Annotated in this window: 26 protein-coding genes and 1 pseudogene; 19 read left to right on the plus strand and 8 right to left on the minus strand. The window is 39.8% G+C overall.

Features of this window, described 5'->3' with window-relative positions; all coding sequences use genetic code 11:
• Positions 1-11: 11 nt before the first annotated feature.
• From glnA to HZR21_RS00625, 3 genes are all read left to right on the plus strand, one after another.
• Complete coding sequence (gene glnA / locus HZR21_RS00615) at positions 12-1352, plus strand: type I glutamate--ammonia ligase (protein ID WP_180745519.1); 1341 nt, start codon at positions 12-14, stop codon at positions 1350-1352.
• Between the two features lie 507 nt (positions 1353-1859).
• Positions 1860-3968, plus strand: a complete 2109-nt coding sequence (locus HZR21_RS00620; protein WP_180745521.1) for a glutamine synthetase III family protein — start codon at positions 1860-1862, stop codon at positions 3966-3968.
• A gap of 113 nt (positions 3969-4081) precedes the next feature.
• Entirely contained in the window at positions 4082-4462 is a 381-nt protein-coding gene (locus HZR21_RS00625) for a VOC family protein (RefSeq protein ID WP_180745523.1), read from the plus strand.
• 73 nt (positions 4463-4535) lie between these two features.
• Here HZR21_RS00625 and HZR21_RS00630 read toward each other — a convergent pair whose 3' ends face one another.
• A complete protein-coding gene (locus tag HZR21_RS00630; protein WP_180745525.1) occupies positions 4536-5753 on the minus strand; it encodes a chloride channel protein in 1218 nt (405 codons plus the stop codon).
• Positions 5750-6019 (minus strand): chorismate mutase, encoded by a 270-nt coding sequence (locus HZR21_RS00635; RefSeq protein WP_180745527.1) that lies wholly within the window; start codon positions 6017-6019, stop codon positions 5750-5752. Before HZR21_RS00635 ends, HZR21_RS00630 begins: the two co-directional genes overlap by 4 nt.
• A 56-nt stretch (positions 6020-6075) precedes the next feature.
• Between HZR21_RS00635 and HZR21_RS00640 the strand changes: the two genes are divergently transcribed.
• The 3 genes from HZR21_RS00640 to HZR21_RS00650 all read left to right on the plus strand — a co-directional run bounded on the left by HZR21_RS00640 (position 6076) and on the right by HZR21_RS00650 (position 9211).
• A complete protein-coding gene (locus HZR21_RS00640; RefSeq protein ID WP_180745529.1) occupies positions 6076-6576 on the plus strand; it encodes a free L-methionine (R)-S-oxide reductase MsrC in 501 nt (166 codons plus the stop codon).
• Positions 6573-8201: a DNA polymerase III subunit gamma/tau gene (gene dnaX / locus HZR21_RS00645; RefSeq protein WP_003140403.1), complete on the plus strand. Its 1629-nt coding sequence runs from the start codon at positions 6573-6575 to the stop codon at positions 8199-8201. The genes HZR21_RS00640 and dnaX overlap by 4 nt, the downstream gene beginning before the upstream one ends.
• Before the next feature lie 647 nt (positions 8202-8848).
• Entirely contained in the window at positions 8849-9211 is a 363-nt protein-coding gene (locus HZR21_RS00650) for a hypothetical protein (protein WP_180745531.1), read from the plus strand.
• A 629-nt stretch (positions 9212-9840) separates the two neighbouring features.
• On the opposite strand, the gene HZR21_RS00655 is transcribed toward HZR21_RS00650, so the two are convergent.
• Together HZR21_RS00655 and HZR21_RS11995 are read right to left on the minus strand one after the other, a co-directional pair.
• Complete coding sequence (locus HZR21_RS00655) at positions 9841-10857, minus strand: BglG family transcription antiterminator (RefSeq protein ID WP_180745533.1); 1017 nt, start codon at positions 10855-10857, stop codon at positions 9841-9843.
• Positions 10858-10872: 15 nt separating this feature from the next.
• Positions 10873-11487 carry a PRD domain-containing protein gene (locus HZR21_RS11995; protein WP_343037642.1) on the minus strand — a complete coding sequence of 205 codons (615 nt, stop codon included), beginning with the start codon at positions 11485-11487 and terminating at the stop codon, positions 10873-10875.
• On the opposite strand from HZR21_RS11995, the pseudogene HZR21_RS00670 reads away from it, so the two are divergent.
• From HZR21_RS00670 to HZR21_RS00685, 4 genes and pseudogenes are all read left to right on the plus strand, one after another.
• Positions 11485-11661: pseudogene (locus HZR21_RS00670) on the plus strand (PTS fructose transporter subunit IIB); the annotation flags it as partial. The gene HZR21_RS11995 and the pseudogene HZR21_RS00670 overlap by 3 nt on opposite strands.
• 5 nt (positions 11662-11666) lie before the next feature.
• Complete coding sequence (locus HZR21_RS00675; RefSeq protein WP_180745537.1) at positions 11667-12752, plus strand: PTS fructose transporter subunit IIC; 1086 nt, start codon at positions 11667-11669, stop codon at positions 12750-12752.
• Positions 12753-12779: 27 nt separating this feature from the next.
• Complete coding sequence (locus tag HZR21_RS00680) at positions 12780-13634, plus strand: class II fructose-bisphosphate aldolase (protein ID WP_180745539.1); 855 nt, start codon at positions 12780-12782, stop codon at positions 13632-13634.
• Between the two features lie 171 nt (positions 13635-13805).
• Entirely contained in the window at positions 13806-14699 is an 894-nt protein-coding gene (locus HZR21_RS00685; RefSeq protein ID WP_180745541.1) for a ketose-bisphosphate aldolase, read from the plus strand.
• 132 nt (positions 14700-14831) lie between these two features.
• Here the strand turns inward: HZR21_RS00685 and HZR21_RS00690 are convergent, their stop codons facing one another.
• Both HZR21_RS00690 and HZR21_RS00695 read right to left on the minus strand, forming a co-directional pair.
• A complete protein-coding gene (locus HZR21_RS00690; RefSeq protein ID WP_180745543.1) occupies positions 14832-15572 on the minus strand; it encodes an amino acid ABC transporter ATP-binding protein in 741 nt (246 codons plus the stop codon).
• On the minus strand, positions 15569-17164 hold the full coding sequence (locus HZR21_RS00695; protein WP_180745545.1) for an ABC transporter substrate-binding protein/permease: 1596 nt from the start codon (positions 17162-17164) through the stop codon (positions 15569-15571). The genes HZR21_RS00690 and HZR21_RS00695 overlap by 4 nt, the downstream gene beginning before the upstream one ends.
• Before the next feature lie 434 nt (positions 17165-17598).
• Here HZR21_RS00695 and HZR21_RS00700 point away from each other — a divergent pair, with 434 nt between their 5' ends.
• The 6 genes from HZR21_RS00700 (at position 17599) to rpsR (ending at position 20656) form a co-directional block, all read left to right on the plus strand.
• Positions 17599-18435: an undecaprenyl-diphosphate phosphatase gene (locus tag HZR21_RS00700; protein ID WP_180745547.1), complete on the plus strand. Its 837-nt coding sequence runs from the start codon at positions 17599-17601 to the stop codon at positions 18433-18435.
• 26 nt (positions 18436-18461) lie between these two features.
• Positions 18462-18839, plus strand: coding sequence for a hypothetical protein (locus HZR21_RS00705; protein ID WP_180745549.1), 378 nt, complete (start codon positions 18462-18464; stop codon positions 18837-18839).
• 169 nt (positions 18840-19008) lie between these two features.
• A complete protein-coding gene (locus HZR21_RS00710; RefSeq protein WP_003140397.1) occupies positions 19009-19320 on the plus strand; it encodes a hypothetical protein in 312 nt (103 codons plus the stop codon).
• Between the two features lie 196 nt (positions 19321-19516).
• On the plus strand, positions 19517-19816 hold the full coding sequence (gene rpsF / locus HZR21_RS00715; protein WP_003140396.1) for a 30S ribosomal protein S6: 300 nt from the start codon (positions 19517-19519) through the stop codon (positions 19814-19816).
• Positions 19817-19852: 36 nt separating this feature from the next.
• Positions 19853-20362 carry a single-stranded DNA-binding protein gene (gene ssb / locus HZR21_RS00720; RefSeq protein ID WP_003140394.1) on the plus strand — a complete coding sequence of 170 codons (510 nt, stop codon included), beginning with the start codon at positions 19853-19855 and terminating at the stop codon, positions 20360-20362.
• A 48-nt stretch (positions 20363-20410) separates the two neighbouring features.
• On the plus strand, positions 20411-20656 hold the full coding sequence (rpsR, locus tag HZR21_RS00725; protein ID WP_003140392.1) for a 30S ribosomal protein S18: 246 nt from the start codon (positions 20411-20413) through the stop codon (positions 20654-20656).
• Positions 20657-20844: 188 nt separating this feature from the next.
• Here rpsR and HZR21_RS00730 read toward each other — a convergent pair whose 3' ends face one another.
• Positions 20845-21156, minus strand: coding sequence for a DUF960 domain-containing protein (locus HZR21_RS00730; RefSeq protein ID WP_003140391.1), 312 nt, complete (start codon positions 21154-21156; stop codon positions 20845-20847).
• 202 nt (positions 21157-21358) lie between these two features.
• Here HZR21_RS00730 and HZR21_RS00735 point away from each other — a divergent pair, with 202 nt between their 5' ends.
• Positions 21359-22072, plus strand: coding sequence for a pseudouridine synthase (locus HZR21_RS00735; protein WP_180745551.1), 714 nt, complete (start codon positions 21359-21361; stop codon positions 22070-22072).
• Between the two features lie 28 nt (positions 22073-22100).
• On the opposite strand, the gene recX is transcribed toward HZR21_RS00735, so the two are convergent.
• Positions 22101-22895: a recombination regulator RecX gene (gene recX, locus HZR21_RS00740; RefSeq protein ID WP_180745552.1), complete on the minus strand. Its 795-nt coding sequence runs from the start codon at positions 22893-22895 to the stop codon at positions 22101-22103.
• 36 nt (positions 22896-22931) lie between these two features.
• On the opposite strand from recX, the gene rlmD reads away from it, so the two are divergent.
• Positions 22932-24269, plus strand: a complete 1338-nt coding sequence (rlmD, locus tag HZR21_RS00745) for a 23S rRNA (uracil(1939)-C(5))-methyltransferase RlmD (protein ID WP_180745554.1) — start codon at positions 22932-22934, stop codon at positions 24267-24269.
• Positions 24266-24763, plus strand: a complete 498-nt coding sequence (locus tag HZR21_RS00750; protein ID WP_180745556.1) for a GNAT family N-acetyltransferase — start codon at positions 24266-24268, stop codon at positions 24761-24763. The genes rlmD and HZR21_RS00750 overlap by 4 nt, the downstream gene beginning before the upstream one ends.
• The last annotated feature ends 41 nt before the right edge of the window (positions 24764-24804 follow it).

Below are 24804 nucleotides of genomic sequence, written 5' to 3' on the forward strand. Positions count from 1 at the left end.
AGTTCTTTAACATGACGATCACACCTGCAGACATTCTTAGCGAAGTCAAAGAGAAAAATGTCACCTTCTTGCGCCTGATGTTTACAGACATCTTAGGGACGCTTAAAAACGTAGAAGTACCCGCAACAGAAGAACAGCTAGAGAAAATTTTGGATAACAAAATGATGTTTGACGGTTCTTCCATTGAAGGTTTTGTTCGCATTAATGAATCAGACATGTATCTCTACCCTGACCTCGATACTTGGATTATCTTCCCTTGGGGAGATGAGAACGGCAAAGTCGCAGGCTTGATTTGTGATGTCTACAATCCCGACGGCACACCATTTGCGGGAGACCCTCGTGGAAACCTCAAACGTGCTCTGACCCACATGGAAACGACTGGTTTCAAGTCGTTCAACCTTGGCCCTGAGCCTGAATTTTTCTTGTTCAAACTTGACGAAAAAGGCAATCCGACCCTTGAAGTCAATGACCAAGGCGGCTATTTTGACCTTGCACCGACTGATACAGCGGATAATACCCGCCGTGAAATCGTCAACGTCCTAACTGACCTTGGTTTCGAAGTCGAAGCCAGTCACCATGAGGTGGCCGTCGGTCAGCACGAAATCGACTTCAAGTACACCAATGTCCTGGAAGCCTGCGACAACATCCAAATCTTTAAACTGGTCGTCAAAACGATTGCCCGTGAGCATGGTCTTTACGCGACCTTCATGGCTAAACCAAAATTTGGCATCAATGGCAGTGGCATGCATTGTAACATGTCCCTTTTTGACCAAGAAGGCAACAATGCCTTTTACGATCCAAAAGGTGAGTTGGAGTTATCAGAGACAGCCTACCATTTCTTGGGTGGTATCTTAGACCATGCCTATAATTTCACCGCCATTACCAACCCGACGGTAAATTCTTATAAACGACTCGTTCCAGGTTATGAAGCCCCTGTTTATATCGCATGGGCAGGTCGCAATCGTTCACCGCTAGTTCGTGTTCCTGCTTCACGTGGAAAAGGAACGCGCCTTGAACTTCGAGCAGTTGATCCAACAGCGAATCCTTACTTGGCACTAGCTGTTTTGCTAGAATGTGGTCTGGACGGAATTGAGCGGAAACTCGAAGCGCCAGCGCCAGTTGAAAATAATATCTATATGATGTCAGGTGATGAGCGTAAGGCAGTCGGTATCACAGACCTACCGTCAACCTTGCACAATGCAGTGAAAGCCCTACGTGAAGATGACGTGGTAAAAGCTGCTTTAGGTCAACATATTTACACCAACTTTGTAGAAACGAAAAAAGTAGAGTGGGCCTCTTACGCCCAATTCGTCTCTCAATGGGAGATTGACAACTATCTCTATCTATATTAAATAGACCGAAGCACATCAGTACTCAGTATATGAGAACTGGTGTGCTTTTTTATAAATTGTTAAAAACGAACGGTATACCCATTTAAGCAAATAAAACAAACATTTTTGGCTATTTTCGGTCACTTCTTCGTTTGGCTATTATCTTTGCGCTTTAGCGCTTAGATAAATAGCTATGTACCACGTACCTTAGTGGCTTTACCATTTAGGCGTGGGACAAAAGCCTTGGCGTACACCTGTACGCCTACACCTAATCGCCTCTGGCATTGAAGTTATCGTTTTAGCGATTTACGGAAAAGCTATGGGCAACGTGGCTTAGCGGTTTTACCGTTTAGCCGTTGACCTTATTGACAGAAAATATCTCAAAAATGTCGTTCGTTTTCTTTACTTAAATGCGTATAGTAAAAAGAAAATTCTAAAAATTACAACTATTGTTGCAATCAATAAAAAAATAATGTATAATGATGGTGTTAGAAGTTATAACATATAAAATGTCAGGAGAACTTAACGATGGAGAAAGTCAATATTCCGGAAATCTTTGCTGAAGATGTTTTCACGGATGCGGTCATGCAGCAACGTCTGCCAAAGACCATTTACAAACAATTTAAAAAATCGATTGAAGAAGGCAAAGATCTTGATCTTGCGACAGCAGATGTCATTGCAAATGAGATCAGAGAATGGGCGATTGGCAAAGGTGCAACTCACTTTGCGCATTTGTTCCAGCCATTGACAGGTGTAACAGCTGAAAAACAAGATTCGTTTATCACAGCACCTAAAGCAGATGGTAGTGTCTTGACTGCTTTTTCTGGAAAAGAATTGATTAAAGGTGAACCAGATGGCTCATCGTTCCCTTCAGGTGGTTTGCGTGCGACATTTGAAGCGCGTGGCTACACAGTTTGGGATACGACTTCTCCAGTATTCGTTCGTCATGATGCGGCTGGTACAACGCTTTTGATTCCAACGGCATTTTATTCTTATAACGGTGAAGCATTGGACCAAAAAGCACCATTGCTCCGCTCTATGCAAGTTATTTCTGATTCATCTATTAAATTACTTCGCCTTTTTGGCAATACGACTGCAACTCGTGTGGCACCTTCCGTTGGTGCTGAGCAAGAGTATTTCTTAGTCGACGAAGCGACTTTCTTAAAACGTAAAGATTTGATTTACGCTGGCCGTACTTTGTTTGGTGCTGCTGCGCCTAAAGGTCAGGAATTGGATGACCATTACTTTGGGACAATCCGCCAACGTGTCGCTGGCTTTATGAAAGATGTCAATGAAGAACTTTGGAAAGCTGGCGTGACATCAAAAACACAGCATAACGAAGTGGCACCAGCTCAACATGAAATTGCGCCAATTTATGCCAATGCCAATGTTGCTGTTGACCAAAACCAAGTGGTGATGCAAACCTTGAAACGCATTGCTTGTCGTCATGACATGAAGTGTCTTTTGCACGAAAAACCATTTGCGGGTGTCAATGGTTCTGGTAAACATAATAACTGGTCACTTGTGACAAATGAAGGTGAAAACTTACTTGAACCTAGCTCACGACCACATGAAAACAAGCAGTTCTTGTTAGTTCTTGCGTGTATCATTAAAGCAGTGGATAAATACGCTGGCTTGCTCCGTGAATCAGCTGCCGACCCAGGTAATGACCATCGTTTAGGTGCCAATGAAGCGCCGCCAGCGATCATCTCAATCTTCCTTGGCTCACAATTAGAAGATATTATGGACCAATACGTGGCAAGTGGATCAGCTGCAACCTCTATTAAAGGTGGCGTGTTGGCGACGGGGTCTTCTGCACTTCGTGATATTTCGAAAGATGCGACTGACCGTAACCGGACATCACCATTTGCCTTCACAGGTAATAAGTTTGAGTTCCGTATGGTTGGCTCACGTGATTCAATTGCGTCACCAAATATTGTCTTGAATACGATTGTTGCCGAAGCCTTTGATGATGCATCAGAACGTTTGTCGAACGCAGAAGACTTTGATGCAGCAGTTGATGCTTTGATTGCAGAATATGCCAAAGAACACAAACGCATTATCTTCAATGGAGATGGCTACTCTGATGAGTGGGTTGTAGAAGCTGAAAAACGTGGCTTGCCAAATCTGAAAACAATGGTAGATGCAACTGAAGTTTTGGGAGATGCTGATGTTATCGCGTTATTTAACAAGTATGGTGTCTTATCGCCAACAGAATTAAAAGCGCGTGAAGAAGTTAAGTACGAAAATTATGGTAAAGTTATCAATATTGAAGCACTTACGATGATTGATATGGCGACTAAACAAATCATCCCTGCTGTCATTAAGTATACAAAATCATTGGCGGATACTGTACTTGCCGTTAAGGCAGCTGGTTGTGATGCAACAGTTCAAGCGAGTATCCTGACAGAAGTTTCTGAGTTGTTGAAAGAAACTAAAGTAGCGCTCTCTGAACTTGAGAAAGTAACAGCAGAGGCGACACAGAAAGAAGAAGGCAAGGTACAAGCTCGTTTTTACAATGAAGTTGTCTTTAAAGCCATGGATGCACTTCGTGCACCAGTTGACAAATTAGAAATGATTGTTGACAAAGAAGCATGGCCAATGCCATCTTATGGCGACTTGTTGTTCGAAGTCTAAACCAATCAGGTATCTATCCTGATGTGAGAAAAAAGACAGAACAAGTCATAAAACAAAAGGATTTCAGAAGTTTTAAACTTTTGAGATCCTTTTGGCTTGATAGGAGAATTGAAATGAAAATTAATCATTTAGCATTATGGACGCGTAACCTAGAGACAATGCGTGACTTTTATATCACTTATTTTGGCGCTAAAAGCAATGCCCTTTATCATAACAAGAAAACTGAATTTAAATCCTATTTTCTTAGTTTTGATGATGAAACGCGTTTAGAGATTATGACACGTCCTGATATCGCAGAAAGAAAAGTAAAAGATGACTTTGGTTACGCCCACCTAGCCATGTCAGTTGGCACAAAAGAGCAAGTAGATGATTTAACAAATCGCCTAGCCCAAGAAGGCTTTGAGGTTGTCGGATACCCCCGTACAAATGGTGATGGCTATTATGAATCTGTCGTCCTTGACCCTTATGGCAATAAGGTGGAGATTACTGTTTAAATCTGAAAATAGAAAAAGACTGTCAACACCCCCGATAAGTCAGGGGATACGTTCACAGTCTTTTATTTATTTTTCAATCTTTCTTTTTCACCTCGAACATGTTCTGAAGCATGTCTTGTGCGGTGTAGATGGATTTGTTGAAGTTGAGCATGTAGCTTATGATGACGACTATCATGAGGTAAGGCATGAGCGCATAGCCAAAGACTTCGCAGCCAATCAGAATCGGCGCCCAAAAGGTGTTGGTGGCTGAGGCAAAGACCGCAGCATAGCCAAGTGCGGCAACGAAGGTGACGGGAAGGCCAAGCGCCAAACCGAGCGTTGTACCAAGCGCAGCCCCAATGGCGAACAAAGGCGTCACTTCGCCACCTTGAAAGCCGATTGCAAGCGTCAGGACCGTCAATAGCAGTTTCAGAGCAAAATCCCAAGCAAATATCTGCCCACCACCAAATGCTGCTGTAATTAGGTTAGTACCAAGGCCCGAGTAGCGCCCGTGTCCGAGCATGGTGAAAAGCAACGAGAGAATAACGCCGCAAGCGGCAACTTTGACGTAAGGATTTGGTAACAAAATCGTCAAGCGAGATTTAGCAAATGTTAAGAGCCAAGCAAATGCAAAGCCCGTGAGGCCGAAAATCGCCCCCATGAGCAGTAGTTTAGCAATGAGGTTAGCATCAAGGACTGGTAAATTAGTTAGTGTAAATGAAAATTTTTCTAACCCCAAAAAATGTGAGGTCTGAGCCGCGACAGTACTTGCGATGAGGGCAGGAACAATTGCTCGATAATAGATGGCACCAGCAATCAGCGCCTCGAGTGCAAATAATGTCGCTGCAAAAGGTGTTTGAAAGAGACCGCCGAAACCAGCTGCCATCCCAATCATCACGATAATATGACGATTTTTAACCTTAAAGACATCACCCAGAAAGTTCGCAAAGGTTGCCCCAATTTGAACGGCGACACCTTCACGACCTGCAGAGCCACCAAATAGATGTGTCAGCCAGGTTGCTACCATGGCGAGCGGTATGAGGCGCTTTGGAATCACATCATCGGATTGATGTCCCACACTAAAGACTAGCCCCATACCTTGGCTGGCTGTTTTACCAAATCGATGATACAAAAAAACAATCAGTACCCCAATTAATGGTAAAAAAGGAATCAGATTGTTAAAGTGTTGTAGCCGGAAGTCTGTTACACCAATCAAGACGCGACCGAATAGCGCGTCTAATACACCAGCACCAAGGCCAATTAGAATAGCCAAACCTGACCAAATCGCGATATTTTGATAATAACTTTTCAATTTTTTAACACTTTCTCTTGATAAGCGCGTGAATTTTTCAAAATGTCTTTAAAAGTGTTGACGACTGTCTCTGTATAATCAGGATTTTCAACTTGACTCGCCACACGGTCTAAAATCACGAGTTCACGTGAATTATCTAGCACCATACCACCAGTCATTTTTTTAAAGGTAGCCACTTGTGAAACTAAGGCCATTCGTGCCTCTAATAGCTGGACTAATTGAGCATCTAAGGTATCAATATCTGAGCGAATATCATCAAGGTTCATGTTTATCTCCAAAATTTGTTATAATAGTTATATTATAGCAAAAAATAGGTGGAAATATGACGAAAACAGAAAAGTACGACTTAGCACTCCGACAAATTGATGCGCTGCTTGATGAAACGGGCAATGTTTTATCCAATCTCAGTAATGCCAGTGCTTTATTGCGTGGTGTTTTACCTCGTTCAATTTTTATCGGATTCTATCTATTTGACGGTGAGAAACTTGTCTTAGGCCCTTTTCAAGGTGGCGTTTCATGTGTCAATATTACCCTAGGTAAAGGCGTATGTGGTGAGGCTGCTGAAAAAGCACAAACAATGATTGTACCAGATGTGACACAACATGCCAATTATATCGCCTGTGACTCCGCAGCACGCTCTGAGATTGTTGTTCCGATGTATAAAAATGGTCACCTCGTCGGTGTGTTAGATTTAGATTCAGCTGTCGTTGCTGATTATGGACAGTTGGAGCAAGCGTTCTTAGAACAATTTACCGAGATTTTGATCGAGAAAACAGACTGGCAGTTTAATCAATTCACCCTAAAAAATGAGGCAGTAAAATGAGTTATCAAGCCCTATATCGTAAATATCGCAGCCAACGCTTTGACGAAATGGTCGGCCAAGAAGTGGTGGCGAGAACCCTAAAAAACGCTATTATCACGGAACAGATTTCCCACGCCTATCTCTTTTCGGGGCCACGTGGTACAGGGAAGACATCTGCCGCTAAAATTTTTGCTAAGGCGATTAACTGTCCTAACCAAACAGACGGCGAGCCTTGTAATGTTTGTGAGATTTGTCAGGCGGTAACCAATGGTTCATTGGAAGATGTCATTGAGCTGGATGCAGCATCAAATAATGGTGTTGATGAAATCCGTGACATTCGGGATAAGTCAACCTACGCACCGTCCCGTGCCAAGTATAAGGTCTATATTATCGATGAAGTGCATATGCTGACAACGGGCGCTTTTAACGCCCTCCTGAAAACGCTGGAAGAGCCGACGGAAAATGTTGTCTTTGTTCTGGCAACGACTGAGATTCAAAAAATTCCTGCGACGATTCTTTCGCGCGTGCAGCGCTTTGCCTTCCGTGCCATTACTAGCCATGATATCACCCAGCATCTATCAGAAGTTCTGACGGCAGAAGGCGTGACCTTCGACGAGTCAGCTGTTGCCTTGATTGCAAATGCTGCCGACGGTGGTATGCGTGATGCGCTCTCGACCTTAGACCAGGCCCTGAGTTTCGCGGAAAATGGCTTGACACTGGACGTCGCTCTTCTCGTGACTGGCGCTATCTCAAAGCAAGCTTTAGATGCCTATATCTCCGCCATTGCTGACCAGCAGGTTGAAGATGCCCTAACCCAACTGGATACGATATTTGCCGACGGCAAGAACATGATTCGTTTCACTGAGGACCTAATGGCGCATTTCCGAGATATGCTCTTAGCTGAAACCCCTACGGTAAATGTGGATAAGGCTCAGATTTTTGCCTGGATTGATATTGCAACGGAGACTTTGCAAACTCTGAAAAATACAACGCAGGAAAAAATTGCAGCAGATGTGATGACCATGCGTTTGTCAGAAACCCTCAAAACTGCAGACTACTCACAAGTGATTGCAGATTTACAACGGCAAGTGTCAGAGTTAACAAGTCAACTCCAATCAGGTCAGTTTCAGTCGTCTCAAGCTCCTCAGCAACCATTGTCAGAGAAAAAAGTCACACCAAAAGCGAGCGGAAATTATTTCAGTAAAGATTTCGTTTTCAAAGCGCTATCTGAGGCGACAAATGAGGCACGGACTGCTATTCAAGGCGCTTGGGAAGAGGTCATCAATTCTTTCGATAGTGGCTTTGGTAAGTCCATGCTACAAAATACATCAGCCGTGGCAGCCTCTGAGCAATTCGTCGTCGTAACATTCAAAAGTGAATTTACAGCGCAAAAGGCTATGCAAAATCAAGAGTTACAAGTCCAATTTGGTAACTTCATGTCAAATATCGTCGGATTTGCACCTGAAATTATTGCGCTGACGGATGCTGACTGGCTTGCAATCAGAACAGAATATGCTCAGCTCCGCAAGCAACAAGCAGCGGGAGGAGACGAAGCGCCACAAGAGACTGCAACAACTGAAAAAAATGGCGTGATTGACCAAGCTCAAGCTTTATTTGGTGATGTGGTAGAAGTAATAGAGGACTAAATCATAATACTGAAAGTGGTACGACGCAGTCGTAAACTTCCGTAGAAAATTAGGAGAGGCACATGAATAAAAAGAAGACAATGATGCTCAACATCGTTTGTACGATAATCATAGTACTTTTTTGGCTAGGGCGCAGCCATATTTTGGAAATGCCAGAACTATTGATAAATAGTTTGATTATTTTTTTCCTAGTTTTGATTTGGTTACCTCTATTCGTTAAAAAAAGAAAATAATTTTATTAATTAAGGCAGTCCACCAAGTTAGGATGCTAAATGATAAATTAAAAAATTAAAATATAATTATTCCCTAATTTAAATCCGTGAGAGCTGATTTTTTTGACGTCAATGCCTTGAAATAGGACAATGGTTATTTGTTAAATCTCGTATGCTTTGTTTTGAATGTCAAAATAAACTCATTTTCTATTTATATTATCTTGCAAAAAACTAGTAAGATGTTAGAATAAAGATATAAAATAAACATAATCATTTGAATAATAGTAATAAAATAAATTTTTATTAAAAATAGACAAGGTTAATTGGATAAGAAGAAGAGACTTTAGGCGCAATCATCTGATCTCGACTTCTGCTTGATGAACAGTTTTTTATCTATTTGCATATTTAAGTATCGTTAAGATAGAGGGCATTATCATGAAAAAGACAAATCAGTCTAAAATTAGACAAATTATCTTTCCACTCTTACTCGTCTTGAGTCTAGTGTCTACTATTTTTGCGCCCTCGGAAAGAGTTTGCGCTGATGAACTTTCGCCAAAAGTAGCTGTAGTAACTTGCTTACAGATTTTGGACCATGAGAATCATACTTTTAGCTTTATGTATGCATCGGCTAAGTCAGAAGAACCTACTTCTCCAAAAACTGAACCGATTATGCCAGAAACAGGAGAAACCCAAAACATCTTGTATCTCATGTTAAGCTGGTTATCAGTCGCTGCGGTAAGTTTCTTGTCTTGGTTTAAACTTGGTAAAATAATGCTTAAAGATGATGAACAGTCTTAAAAGAAACATCTAAAGTTAGTAACGTTCTACGTCATTTCGATAGGAGATTATGATATCTATCGAAAATATTGAGAGAAGAAGGAAAGCACCCTTGTCGTGTTATATTGTGGACCCCCATGTCAAGGACAAAGTGAAAAAACACCTATTCAATATTAAAAAAATAGTCTACCCTGAATTCAAAGGAGGACAAAATAAAGGCGCTACTCCTAGAAAGGGATAGCGCCTTTATTGTTATCAGAATTAGGCTAGATATCGAACTAGAACTTTTTAAACTAAGAATTGAAGATAGAACGCTACCAAATTGGATTATTCGCCATTGGAATAACTTAAATTCAGTCGAACAAGCTAGTTTCTATCATCAAATCAACACCATTTCAAAAACGCTCATTGATAATATCTATTTTGAAAATGCACTGAAGCGTATTCTCAAATGGGAGCACTACAGAAAAGGTGTTTTTTTTCAGTGTCCATTTTATAGGTACCATTTTAATTATACAAGCGTGTTTTATATTAAGGTGAGTAGATAGAAAACTAGGCTGTTAAGGTATTCACTTTATACTTAATTTTATTTGTGCTGTGACTAATATAAATGTGAATATTATTTTTAGTAGAGATATAGTGCTGAGGGATTAAATCTTTTCAAAATGATTGATAAACGACAGGAGGTTAGTTGCTTTTTGTAATTGTTGCCTTTTTTGTTTGTTGTCTAGAATTGGTAGCAATAAATCAAAAAAATAGTCAAGTTCATCGATATATTTCTCGCCAGGAATTATTAGGAATAATAATTTTACTTGTTTTCTTGTATTGCTCCAATTAATCGGTGTATTAAAAGTTGCAATAGCAATCTTTGTGACTGGTGAAGGAAAATCAAGAGGGTGAGAAATAGCTATGCCGTTTCTAATATAAGTTTCAGCAATATTTTCTCTCGCAATGACATCATCGTAGAAATTATCTGAGACGAAACCATCTTGTTCCAAGTTATCACAGACATATTTAATAGCTTCAAATTTTGAATACATATGTAAATTTGGAAAAAAGAGTTGTTTATCAAAAAGGTGCCATGATTTTTTGGTAGGATGATAGTCTAGATTAGCTAAGAAGTCGCTTATTATTTGTATTTCTTTATTGATATTAGAAATGTCTACGATTAACGTTGGCACAATACTGTCAATAATTGGTAAAGTTGAAATAATACAATCAACAGGCTTAGTTAAAAGTATATGCTGATAGTTTTTCAATGAGCTTTTATCAACTATCTCAATATTGGGGATATTAGTTTCAAGTTCTGCTTGAAGAATCCTACTGGTTGCATTCCCACTTCCACAAACAAGTAAGATTCGTTTACGTTTAGAAAATGAAACTTGTTTTCGTTTAATAGCCGCTTCAATATGAAGAGTGATATAACCAATATCATCAGGTGTAAATTCAAATGGAAATTTTTCGCCTAATATAGAGACGCAAGTCGAAGTTGCCTCATAAGACAAAGGATAATTTGTTTTTATATCATTAAGTATCGGATTTTTTTCCATTCTCTGGAAGTATTTTAATTTTAGTATAGCATTGATGTGCCATAGCATATCGCTAATTAGCAGGGTGTCTTTGCTAAGTTCAAATTTATTATGGAAAAAATCATCAATATTTTTCAATAAAATAGTAACATATTATTCAACTTGTAGTTCTCTTTTTGATGGCGTTGCCCAAATTTCAACTGCATTTCCTAAAATATGATAAGCTAGATAATTTCTTTCAGTTTTAGGTATGAGTATATCAAATTCATCTTCATAGGCTTTTAACATTTTTTCGAAATTATCAATCATTGTATCTGGTAAGGCCACTTTATTGATTGTATCTAGTTTTAAGCTATAGTTAGATTTACATCTTGAAATGCAAAGTGCAATATGAAATAAAATATTTTTTCTTTTGAAATCGGTGATTTCAGTTATAAAGTTACCGAAATAGTAATCGAAAATATAGTTAATTTTCTCAAGTTCAATATCTTGAAAAAGTTTTTGTTCTATTTCTGTATAACCTGAGATGTATTCAGTAAAGTTATGCTCTACAAGGACATTAGTGATTAATCTTCGTTTGTCGATTTCATTGCCTTCTATGGAGAGTCCGAGATTTGTTCTGTTTTTTAGTCTAAGATTATATTTCTTGACGAGTGCACGAATCGGTTTTAAATAGGAATAGATTGTACTTTCAGCGACAAAAATTGTTTCAGATATAGTTTCAATAGGAATTGGTTTTGTTGCATATAAAAGCTTTCTGACAAAGATGCTTTAACACAAAGTGAAATTGACGAAGCAGATGTGGTTATCGTTGCAGCCAACATTAAAGTTAATGGACGAGAACGATTTATAGGTAAACCGATTGTTGATGTGCCAACTAATGTTGTGATTAAATCCCCAAAAGGATTAATCAATAAAATAGTCAAAACTTATGGAGGATAAAGAGAATGTTGAAGAAAATGCAATTAAAGAAACACGCCCTAACAGCGATCTCGTATATGTTGCCTTTAGTCGTTACAGCTGGTTTATTAATCGCAATAGGTAATTTTACTGGTGGTCAAGTTATTACGGATTATTCCAAATCTTACTCTGCCTGGGATGCACTTGTTTCACTTGGTGTTTTAGGAATGGGATTATTGGCGCCAGTTATTTCCGGAGCAATCGCTTATTCTATTGCAGATAGGCCAGGGATTGCACCAGGTCTATTTATGGGACTAATTGCCAACTCGATAGGTGCTGGATTTTTAGGTGGTATGCTCGGTGGGTTCATCGTCGGTTGGTTTGTCTTATTATTAAAAACACATCTAAAAGTACCCAAATGGGCAGAAGGTTTGCTACCAATGCTGATAATTCCACTTTTTTCAACAGTGATTATTGGTGTCTTGATGTACTTTGTATTCGGTGTTCCGATTGTATGGGCAACTGATGCATTACATGAATTTTTAGTTGGCCTACAAGGTAGTGGTCGCTTTGTTTTTGGTGGAATTATGGGTCTGATGGTTGGTTTTGACTTTGGAGGACCAGTCAATAAAGTAGCTAGTCTATTTGCCGATGGGATGTTGCTTGAAAAAATTTATCAACCAGAAGCTGTAAAGGTTCTGTGTTCAATGGTACCACCATTTGGAGTGACCATTGCCCTTGTGCTTTCAAAACTATTTCATACGAAAAAGTTTACTACAGAAGAACAAGATAATATCGGAATCGCTTTTCCAATGGGAATTTGTATGATCACTGAGGGGGTCATTCCGTTAGCAGCGGTAGATCCAATTCGTATTATTGCTTCTAGTATGCTTGGATGTAGTATTTGCGGCGCCTTATCAATGACATTTAATGTTGGATCGAAAGTTCCAAGTGGTGGTATGTTCATAGTACCAACAATGTCAAATCCATTGATGGCTTTTCTATCTTTGTTTGCAGGTTCATTGGCAATGGGAATCTTACTTTTCATTTTGAAAAAAGAGCCGAAAGAAGACGTGAAATTAGAAGATATCAAGGAAGAAGAGCTCGACATTGCTTCAATTACATTTAACTAAACCTTTAGTAAGGAGGGCGTATAAAAAATGTATACTTCGATGAAATCTATGTTGAAAAAGGCAAATGCAAATCATTACGCTGTGTTGGCAATCAATGCTTTTAATCTAGAAACTTGCAAAGCGATTATTGATGTAGCAGAGGAAAACCGTGCACCGATTATTATTGATTTATTGCAAGAACATCTTGAAAAGCATATTGATTACAAATATATGGCAGAAGGCATTAAGAAAATGTGTCAAGACTCTTCGATAGAGGTGGCGATTAATTTAGATCACGGTAAGCATGTCCCTCATGTCAAACAAGTGTTACAACAAGGGATGCTCAGTGTGATGATTGATGCCTCTACTCATGAATTTGAAGAAAATATTGCAATTACCAAAGAGATTGTAAAGCTGGCGGAAATTTATGATGCGAGTGTAGAAGCCGAAGTAGGCCACATGGGGAGTGTGGCAGAAGGAAATTGGACAGTTGATTCAATGTATACGAATCCGGATGAAGCTATTCGATTTATTCAAGAAACAGGGGTAGATTGTCTTGCGATATCTTTTGGGACAACACATGGGGATTACCCCGAGAATTATATTCCTGAATTTCGGTTTGATATTGTGGAGCAGATAAAGAAGGCGACTCATTTACCTTTAGTAATCCACGGTGGTAGCGGTGCGGGAGAAGAAAATCTGTTGCAATCTATAAAATCAGGTATTAATAAAATTAATATTGGTACAGATATTATGAAAGCACAACGTGAGTATGTTAGACAAGCTATTAAAGTAGATAACGATATTGAATACCCTACTTTAATTCACGGAACAATTCAAGCAGCAAAAGATGAAATTCAAAAATATTTAAATTTATCTGGTTCAATTAATCAATCACTTTAAATAATTATAACTAAGTTTTGTTTTTTAAAAATAACGGATTGGATGCTGTATCCGATGAATTTAGTTATTTACGACAAAACTCTAAAATTTACGAACTCAAATATCCAAAGTTTAAGTGATAATAAAGTAGCTTAATCACTTAGATATTTAAAAATCCAAGGAGAAAAAATTATGTTAATCAATATGAAACAAATGTTAGAAATAGCAAAAAAACAAGGCTTTGCAGTTGGTGCGTACAACATTTCAGATAATGAATTATTTCAAACGGTAGTTGAAACAGCAGAAGAGAATCTTTCGCCAGCAATTATCGAAGTTCATCCAGATGAATTGACATTTGCTAAAGATGATTTCTTTAAGTACGTTGTTGCACGACTTTCAAATAGTAACATCCCCTTTGTTTTACATTTAGATCATGGTGACAGTATGACCTCGGTATTGCGTGCAATTCGTTGTGGTTTCACTTCAGTTATGATTGATGGTTCGCTACTACCTTTTGAAGAGAATCTGAAAATAACGAAAGAAGTGGTGGATATTTGTCACTTGTTAGGGATTTCGGTAGAAGGTGAGCTAGGAACAATTGGGAGTATGGGTGCAACAATGGAAGAAGGTGTTGATGGAATTACCTATACAGATCCTAAAGATGCGAAACACTTTGTTGAAACGACTGGTGTTGATACTTTAGCAGTTGCGATAGGTACGGCACATGGTATTTATCCAAAAGGATTTGAACCAAAACTTAACATGGATGTGTTGAAATCAATTACACAAGAAATCAGCATTCCATTAGTTTTACACGGTGGCTCAAATAATCCCGATTCAGAAATCAGTGAAGCAGTCCGTTTAGGAATTTCAAAAGTTAATATTTCTTCTGATTTCAAATTTGCTATCTATAAAAAATTACGTGAAGTCTTATCAACTCGTGAAGGTTGGGATCCAAATAATATCTTTCCAGAGTGTATGATTGAAGGTAAAAAAGTAGTCAAACACAAGATGGTATTATTTGATAGTATCAATAAAGCCGAATATTACCAAAAATTGACACCTTGGAGACAAGAGTTCTTATAAGTTTCTGTTCATTTCAGGATTTCAATTCCTGAAATGAACAGAAAAAGCGCGTGAAATGACGTTTTTAAAACGAATTTCAAGCGCTTTTTCTATCTTTTAAAATAAATATTACTTTTTAGTCTTGTCTTATTTTTAATCCTGCAAGAACCGTGTCAAAAATTCTTTTGTTCGTTCTTCTTTTGGATTGACAAAGATTTCTTCTGGTGTGCCACTTTCAGCGACGACACCTTTATTCATGAAAATGACACGGTCAGACACTTCGCGGGCGAAGGCCATTTCGTGTGTCACGATAACCATGGTCAAGCCGCTTTCAGCTAGCTCTTTCATTGTTTTCAGAACTTCGCCGACCATTTCAGGGTCGAGGGCGCTAGTTGGTTCGTCAAATAAGAGAACATCAGGATTCATAGACAACGCGCGAGCGATTGCAACACGTTGTTTTTGACCACCTGAGAGTTGACTTGGTTTGGCATTAACAAATCGATCCATGCCAACAGCAGTCAGGTTTTCTAAAGCGATTTTTTTCGCCTCGGCACGCTGACGTTTCAGCACGGTTGTTTGTGCCACGATAACATTTTCTAGGACATCTAGGTTATTGAAAAGGTTGAAAGATTGGAATACCATGCCCAGGTGGGTGCGGTATTTGTTAAGGTCGTAGCCTTTTTTGAGGACGTTTTCGCCTTTGTAGATGATTTCGCCAGATGTTGGTTGCTCTAGCAAGTTGATTGAGCGAAGTAGGGTTGATTTACCGCTACCTGAGCTACCAATGATAGAGATAACTTCACCAGAGGCAACGGTCATGTGGATATCCTTGAGGACTTCGTTTTGCCCGAATGATTTTTTGAGATTTTTAATGTCAAGTACGATATCTCTCATTTTTCGCCTCCTAACTCAATAGTAGCTTCTTTTAATGGCAGTTGCATTTGATTAGCACCCGTCGTATAGCTTTCAGAGTCAAGTTTTTTCTCAACAAATCTTAAAATACGTGTGACTATGAAAGTCAAGATGAAGTAAATGGCTGCTATGATAGTAAAAGTTTGGAAATACTGGTAGTTTTGTTGTGCAACCGTGTTCCCTTGGAAGAAAAGCTCTGTGATAGAAATGACATTCAAAACAGATGTATCCTTGATGTTGATGACAAATTCATTACCTGTCGCAGGGAGAATGTTACGGATGACCTGTGGCAAGACAATCTTACGCATGGTTTGCCCGTGATTCATTCCCAAAGCACTTGCGGCCTCGAATTGACCTGTATCAACAGAGAAAATCCCACCACGTACGATTTCACTCATGTAAGCCCCTGTATTAATTGAGACGATGATGAGAGCGGCTAAAGTCTTATCCATAGAAAGACCGAGGAACTGCGCAGAACCATAGTAGATGACCATGGCTTGTACAATCATAGGCGTACCACGGAAAATTTCAACGTAGATATTGATAACCCAACCGACAAGAGTTTGCAGCAAAGCAAGTGCACGATTAGCAGATTTTTTAGCGGTGCGGAAGACCCCAATCAAAAGACCGATAAAGGTACCGATAAAAGTCCCGATAATTGAAATGAATAAAGTCATGCCAGCAGCACGGACGAAGTCACCACCATTGTCTTTGATAATTGCACCAACTTGTGCCCAAAACCCAGTTTCTTTATCAGATTGAGTTTGGAGACCAACCATGTCGTCCATGATTTTAGTTTGTTCAGCCTGACTCATTGTGGCAAGCACTTCATTGATTTTTTCGAGATTTTTATCACCCTTGCGTAGACCGACAGCCGTTTGCGTATCATCAGGGTTGGTTTTGAAACCATTCCCTTCAGAAAAAGTAATCATTTTAAATTTTGAATTTTTTGACTCAGCCGTAATCCCTTCAGGACGTTCGCCGACATAGCCGTCAATGGGACCTGCCTCGAGGGCAACGCGCATGGCCGAAAAATCGCCCATAGCAGGTTCTTGTGTGGCACCTATCATCTGTGGAATTAAATCGTAATGGAAGACACCTTGTTGACCAGTAATTTTAGCACCTTTGAAGTCATTGATAGACGTCGCATTAGCATATTTACCATCTTTTCTGACCATGACAACTAACTGACTTGTATAGTAATTTTGTGAGAAATCAATCTCTTTTTTACGTTCAGCAGTCGGGCTCATCCCAGCGATAATGGCATCGATTTTACCAGAAGTGAGGGCAGGCAAGAGGCCGTCCCATTTCGTTTTGACAATCACTAATTTTTTGTCTAGTTTTTCAGCGATTTTCTTAGCGATTTGAACATCATAGCCGTTAGCGTATTGGTTACTACCGTCAATTTTGACAGCACCATTAGCTTGTGTTTTCTGGGTCCAGTTAAAAGGCGGGTAGCCTGCCTCCATGCCGACACGGAATTCATTGTCATCACTAGCAGCACTGACAAGTGTTGCTGGTACAAGACTGAAGACAAGAAGTGTCGCAAAGATAAGTGAAAATATTTTTTTCATAGGTCTCTTTCTAATCTCTATAGGTTATCTCTTAATTCTACTAAAAATTGACAGAATGTTCAATATAGATAAGTCAGTATTTTGCTTGTTGATAGGATTATTGTTAAAAATCAGTAATTATTCACAAAATTTGAAAGGGTTTTGTTATAATAAAATCAAACAGTTGTAAAATAAATGATACTGAAAGCGGTACGACATCGTCGTAAACTTCTGTAGAAAATTAGGGATTTATGGTGCTCCTGCGATTCGCTGGTGAAACTTCTGCGCTTGCGCAGGTTCAGAAATCATCTATTTTCCTATGGCATTGCAGTTGTCGCTTTAGCGGCGTACGGAAAAGCCAAAGGCAACGTGCCTAAGTGATTTATCACTTAGGCGTTGATAAGAAGTTAGCTTGAAGTTCAAACGTGTAAATTAAACATGAGAAAGTAGATAAAATGGAATTTATAAAAGCAATTATTTTAGGGATTATTGAAGGTATCACGGAGTGGTTACCGATTAGCTCGACTGGACATTTGATTCTAGCTGATGAATTTATCAAGCTCAAACAATCCACTGAGTTCATGAATATGTTTAATGTCGTGATTCAGCTAGGTGCGATTTTAGCGGTTGTTGTGATTTATTTTAAAAAACTCAATCCCTTTGATTCAAGTAAGACACCACGTGAGACCCAATTAACATGGCAACTTTGGTTGAAAGTGATTATTGCATGTATTCCGGCAGTCATTATTGGCTTGCCACTGGATGATTGGTTGGATGCGCATTTTCATAAATTTGTTCCTATCGCATTCATGTTGATTATTTACGGTTTTGCTTTCATTTACGTGGAGAAGTGGGCGAAAACACGTCCAGATACTTTGACTAACCTTGATAGAATGTCGTATCGCTTTGCTTTTTATATTGGCTTGATTCAGGTCTTGTCATTAATGCCAGGTACATCTCGTTCAGGTGTGACCATTCTTGGCGCGATTATCCTAGGAGCGTCACGTTTCGTTGCGACTGAGTTTACATTTTTCCTTGGGATTCCGGTTATGTTCGGTGCGAGTCTTTTGAAAATCGTCAAATTCATGTTCAGCGGAGTGGGCTTTAGTTTGTCGCAGTTTGCCATTTTAATGGTTGCTAGTGTGACAGCTTTTCTGGTGTCTATTGTGGTCATTAAATTCTTGATGGATTATATCAAGAAACACGATTTCACTTTCTTTGGTAAATATCGGATTGTTCTCGGCGCGATTTTGTTAGTCTATGCAGGTATTTCAGCGGTATTTGGTGGATGAAAAAGGTAAAGTCATGGACAAGTTTTATGCCGATTCTTATAATGTTGCTGGCTTTCGTGTTGCTCAAGCTTACGGAGGGAGGAACAGTTAGCGCCTATAATATGGAGGTGCTGTTGTTTCTCATTCCCAGCTCTTACGCTTTCGAGGGTGCTATACAGGGCAAACGTTGCAGAAAATTTTTGAGTGCCTTGGTTTTTAATTTTTCAATTATCGTGTCAATGTTACTTATCTCATGGTTTTGGAATGTTTTGACAAAGGTGCATGATGACTGGTACCAAATGTATTATACTTGGGGTTGGTTTCAGGTGATTGCAATGTATTGTGGGATTTATCTTTTGTTCTTGACAGTAATTTATACCTTGTTTTATGTGATTGGTTGGTTTTTCAGAAAAAGAAAATCCTAACGATATAGACGAATAGACTGGTAGTGGATTTTAATCTGCTCCCAGTTTTTGTTTGCACAGAAATTTAATGATTAGATTAAGGTAAATTAAGTTTGCTTTAAGTTTTAAGTGTATAATTAAGGCGATAAGTGTGCAGAGGGGATGTTAAGAGAAAATAGGAGAATTAAAGATGACTAAAAAGAAACTGTTTACGAATAAATGGTATATATTGTATGCCTTAGTACCAATTCTTTTCTTTGCCGGAGCAGCCGTAACCTTGCAACTTAATCCCATAAAAAATCCGTCAATCTTAATATATGGTGTGAAAAGTGCTGAATCTGACAAAAATAATAATTTTAAATTTTCAAAAATGACTTTGACAGATGGTCGAGTCATTGAGCAACCGACGATGGATGACATGCGTGAGAATAATCTATTCACCTACCATAATGAAGAAGAGCTAAATCATGCCTATTCATTTACAACAAATATGTTAAATTAAGCAAACTTACTGAAAAAAAGTATAAAACCTAGTTAATTCTAGGTTTTTAGTTTAGGATTGATAATCTCTCGCCTCCAAAAAAAATAAAAAACTTGCCAAAACTTCGAGTTTTATGTTATAATGGATACTTGTGAGCAACCCTCACTTACTCGGGGAAAAGCCCCGAGTCATTAGACCAAAAGGAGGAGATACATCAATGGCTACTACAAAGTACGAAATTCTTTACATTATTCGTCCGAACATTGACGAAGATGCCAAAACAGCGCTTGTTGAACGTTTTGACACAATCTTGACAGAAAATGGTGCAACTATTTCTGAATCAAAAGATTGGGAAAAACGTCGTCTTGCGTACGAAATCAATGATTTCCGCGAAGGTTTGTACCGTCTTGTAACACTTGAAGCTGATTCAGCTTCAGCTGCAACAAGCGAATTTGACCGTCTTGCGAAAATCAATGGCGACATCTTACGTCACATGATCACTAAGGTTGAAGCTTAATTCTAAGCACACTTTAGTTTTCAGGAAGGACAAAACATGATTAATAATGTTGTTTTAGTAGGTCGTTTGACCAAAGACGTTGAACTTCGTTACACACCTGCCAATCAAGCAGTGGCTACTTTTACCCTTGCGGTTAATCGTGCCTTCAAGAATGCTAATGGTGAGCGTGAAGCGGATTTCATTAATGTTGTCATCTGGCGTCAAGCTGCAGAAAATCTAGCAAATTGGGCGAAAAAAGGTGCGCTTCTGGGCGTTACTGGTCGTATCCAAACGCGTAATTATGAGAATGCCCAAGGTCAACGTGTTTACGTGACTGAAGTGGTTGCTGATAATTTCCAAATGCTAGAAAGTCGTAGCGCGCGCGAAGGTGGTCAACAAGGCGGAGGTTACACACCTTCACAGTCTCAACCTACAAACGCAAACTTCGGTGGCAATCAACCGTCACAAACTCAGAGTTCACCTGCCACTCCAGACTTTGGCCGCGATAGCGATCCGTTTTCTGGTGGCACACCCATGAACTTGAGTGATGATGATCTACCGTTTTAATCAATGATGGGCAGATTAACTGCCTAGAATAATATAAGGAGAAAACACATGGCACAACAACGTCGTGGTGGCTTCAAACGCCGCAAAAAAGTTGACTTTATCGCAGCTAACAAAATCGAAAACGTTGACTACAAAGACACTGAGCTTTTGAAACGTTTCATCTCAGAACGTGGTAAAATTTTACCACGTCGCGTTACTGGTACTTCTGCTAAAAACCAACGCAAAGTTGTAACAGCAATCAAACGCGCACGTATCATGGCTTTGCTTCCATTCGTAGCAAACGATTCTGAATAAAAAAATTTGAAGGCAAGTCTTACGAGGCTTGTTTTTTGTTTGTCTGCGAGCATCAGGAAGATGCGAGTAGACAAAAAAACCAAAAATAGAAAAGTGTTTTTTGTTTGTCTGCGAGTGTCTGGAGGATGCGAGAAGACAAAAAAACTGACGTTTAACGGTCAGTTTGTGTGTTGTGATTTGGCTAATGCTTACATTTCCATTGGTGTCATGATTGTTTCACGCCCCATGTTATCAACGGCATGAAATAGTCGTGGCCAGTCGTTGTCAAATTCGTAATTAAAGTCAATAACCATAGACGTGTTAGGGTCATCGTCTTGCGAAAAGCGAACTGAAAGCGTCCCGTGGTTGTTCATCAATTCAAAGTTAATCGTATTTTCCAAGATGAAAACGCCTTTGAGGTTGTTGTCAATGATGTACCAAAAACTGTCGATGACTTCGCCAGGGATGGATTGAATAGTGCCGAAACTTGCATAACGGGCGATTGTATTTGTAAAAGCCATAGGTTTACCTCGCTTTTTCTATCCCAAATAGGTATAATATATTCATTACGGTTAATAAAGCAAATACTTCAAATTATTTCTCGCCACTTCGTCGTTGAAAAATAGTTTAAAAGCCTCATTCGCTTTATTACCCAACTGAGTATACGCTTATAATTAAATTATATTTTAAAAGTCAAAAAAGGTCAAGAAATAGGAATTCAAAATGCGAATAGATGACGTTTTAAGCCAATATGCTGCTGTCAAAAAGTCCGACATCAAAAAAATCATGCGTGAGCACCGCGTATCAGTTAACGGTCAGGTCATAACAGCGCGTAATGAACAGGTCGATAGTAGCATACATCACCTTACTCTAGATGGTCGTAAAATCAACTTTCCACCACATCGATATTTCATGGTCAACAAAGCTATGCGCACCCTCTCAGCCAACAAGGATGCTGAATTGCCAGTCGTTTTCGACGTCTTGCCAAACGACATCGACAAAACCAACCTCTACATCATTGGACGTCTCGATTTTCTATCTCAAGGCCTACTTCTCATCACCGACAACGGCAAGTTGGGGCGCAATTTGATCAAACCTGAAGCCCACGTTGAAAAAGTCTATCAAGTAGAGGTGAAGGAACCCCTAGAACCTGACGACGTCAGAAAATTCAGAGCAGGTCTAGTGATAGATGGGGATGTGTCATTAGCCCCTGCTCAATTAGTAATCCTTTCAGACCACACCGCCATTGTCAGCATTAGCGAGGGAAAAAACCGACAGATTCGCAAGATGTTTTTAAGTGTTGGGAAACTCGTGACCAAACTGGTGAGAACTCAAATCGGGCCGATACAGTTAGATGAGAGCTTGAAACCAGGTGATTATCGCGCGCTGACAAAATCTGAAATCCAAAGTCTAGCACCTTATTTTAAAGCGGATTAAAAAGCTCAAAATCTGAGCTTTTTTTGGTTTAAAAATCAATTTCGCGCAACTCGCGATTAATGACATCAAAGTCAAAACCTTTTCTGGCAAGGGCATTGCTGACGCGTTGTTTGAGGTCATAGCCGTCATATTTTCGGCTGTATTTGCGCATGATTTTATCTAATTCTTTTTGCAAGAGTTCTGATTCATTGTCTTCATCGGATTCGAGTTCTAAATTATCAATAGCAATCTTACTAATATCGTAGGAAAAGCCTTTACTTGTCAGATTCGTTGCAATCTTCATTTTCAGGGCCTTGAGTGGCAGGCGACTATACTTGCTCATGACTAATTTTTCAGCCAGATGCGTTGCGACTTCAACTTGTATGTCAAAGTCGTAAAGAAGTTCTAACTTTTCTAGTGCCAAAGTTTTATCAATGCCTTTATCAACCAATTTTTGCTGAATTTGATAAGGGCCAGCTGACTTACCTAGGACTTTGCCGCGAACAAAGGACTCAGCATAAGCAGGATCGTCAATAAAACGTGATGCCTCAAGCGCATCAATGATTTTAGCGATTTGCACATTTGGAATCTCATGGTCGATCAAGTAACGAATGACTTCTTTTTTAGTCCGTTGCTTGAAAGAAATATAGTAGAGTCCCAGATTTTTTCCCCTAGAAAAATCAGCAAATTCAGCAATTTTCTCAATTTCAGCGTTTTCAAACACAGCACCTTTTGACAAAAAGAACCGAACAATCGTATCCTCAGTCACATAAATCGTGCGCTCATCGTCAAAAACGACCTTATATAAACGTTTTTTCTTCTCAAGTGAAATAATTTTAGGCATACTTTATTATACGTAAAAAAATGGTAAAATGGGTACATGACTCTTAAAATTAAGCAAAAAATTCCACTAAAAATCAAAAAAATCGGTATCAATGGCGAAGGCGTTGGTAATTTTAAGGGAACGACGGTTTTCGTGCCGGGTGCGCTCAAGGGCGAAGATGTGTATGCGGAAATCGTGACTAGCGAGCGCAATTATGCGACGGCAAAAGTCCTCAAACTCAATAAAAAATCACCTCACCGCGTTGTGCCGATGTGTGATATCTATAAGCAGTGTGGCGGCTGTCAGATCATGCACTTGGCTTATCCGCAACAGCTGCTTTTTAAGCAAGATGTGCTGAGACAGGCGCTACAAAAGTTTAAACCTGAAGGTTATGAAACTTACGAAGTCCGTAAGACGATAGGGATGAAAAAACCCGAGCACTATCGGGCTAAGTTACAATTTCAAACACGGTTTTTAGGCGAGAAAGTCAGAGCAGGGCTTTTCGCAGAGAATTCGCATAAGTTAGTTGAAATCAAAAACTGTTTGGTGCAAGATGAAACAACGCAAGCGATTATTAATGAAGTCACTGAACTTCTGACTTTTCATCGAATTCCAATCTATAATGAAAGAAAGTTCGATGGCATTCGGACGGTTATGGTCCGTCGGGCTAATCATACTGGGGAAGTTCAGCTTATTTTCATCTCATCGACTCCGGTTGAGTTGACGCGAACGATTGCGAGTTTGACGGAGAAATTTCCTGAGATTAAAACGATTGCTTTGAATATCAATCGTAAGAAGTCGTCTGAGATTTATGGCGATGAGACGGAGATGCTTTGGGGCGAGCGTGCGATTTTAGAAGGCGTGCTTGATTATACCTTTGAACTCAGCCCGCGGGCCTTCTATCAACTCAATCCTGAACAGACTAATGTGCTTTACCGCGAGGCGGTAAAGGCGATGGATGCGAGTGCTGACGATGATTTAATAGATGCCTATTCTGGGACTGGTACCATTGGCCGCGCCTTTGTGGGCAAGGTTAGAAGTATTCGTGGCATGGATGTCATTGCGGAATCGATAGAGGACGCTAAGGTCAATGTGCCGGACGGGATTTATGAAGTCGGGACGGCTGAAACGGTGATGCCTAAGTGGGTGGCTGAAGGGTTCAGAGCGACCGCCTTGATCGTTGATCCGCCTCGGACGGGGCTGGACGACAAGTTGCTAGACACTATTATTGCGACGCAGCCTGAAAAAATGGTTTATGTGTCCTGTAATGTGTCGACTTTGGCGCGTGATCTGGTTAAGTTAGCGTCGGTTTATGATGTCAAATATATCCAGTCAGTTGATATGTTCCCGCACACGGCGCGGACGGAGGCAGTTGTGAAGTTGGTGCGCAAATGATTGAAAAAGCCAAATTGACGGATCTGTCAGAAATTGTGGCAGTGATAGAGAGTGCGCGTGCCTATTTGAAGGCGCAAGGGATTGACCAGTGGCAAAAAAGCGCCTATCCTGCTATATCAGATATTAGGACGGACATTGAAAATGATGTGGCTTATGTTCTGAAAGTGGCCGGTAAAGTTGCAGCATATGGGGCGGTGATTGCTGGGTTCGACCCCGCTTATGATTTAATTCAAGGCGCGTGGCGTAACGATAATCACGACTATGTGACCGTTCATCGCATGGCGGTATCAACAGCATTTCGCGGCCAGGCTCTGGGACAGCGATTTTTGACCTCAGTTTTTGAGACGTTCAGTACTTATCAAGATTTTCGTGTCGACACGCATCCAGATAATCAGATCATGCAGCATATTTTGACCAAACTCGGCTTTGAAAAATGCGGTGTGGTGATGTTTGAAGGCGCCCGTTGGGCCTATCAGAAAGTGCTAGAAGATTAATGCTCAGAATTGCTGAGAGAAAAGAAAGATAAAGGAGTGTT

It is taken from the genome of Pseudolactococcus laudensis (assembly GCF_013449735.1).
In the GTDB taxonomy this organism is placed as follows: Bacteria; Bacillota; Bacilli; order Lactobacillales; family Streptococcaceae; genus Pseudolactococcus; species Pseudolactococcus laudensis.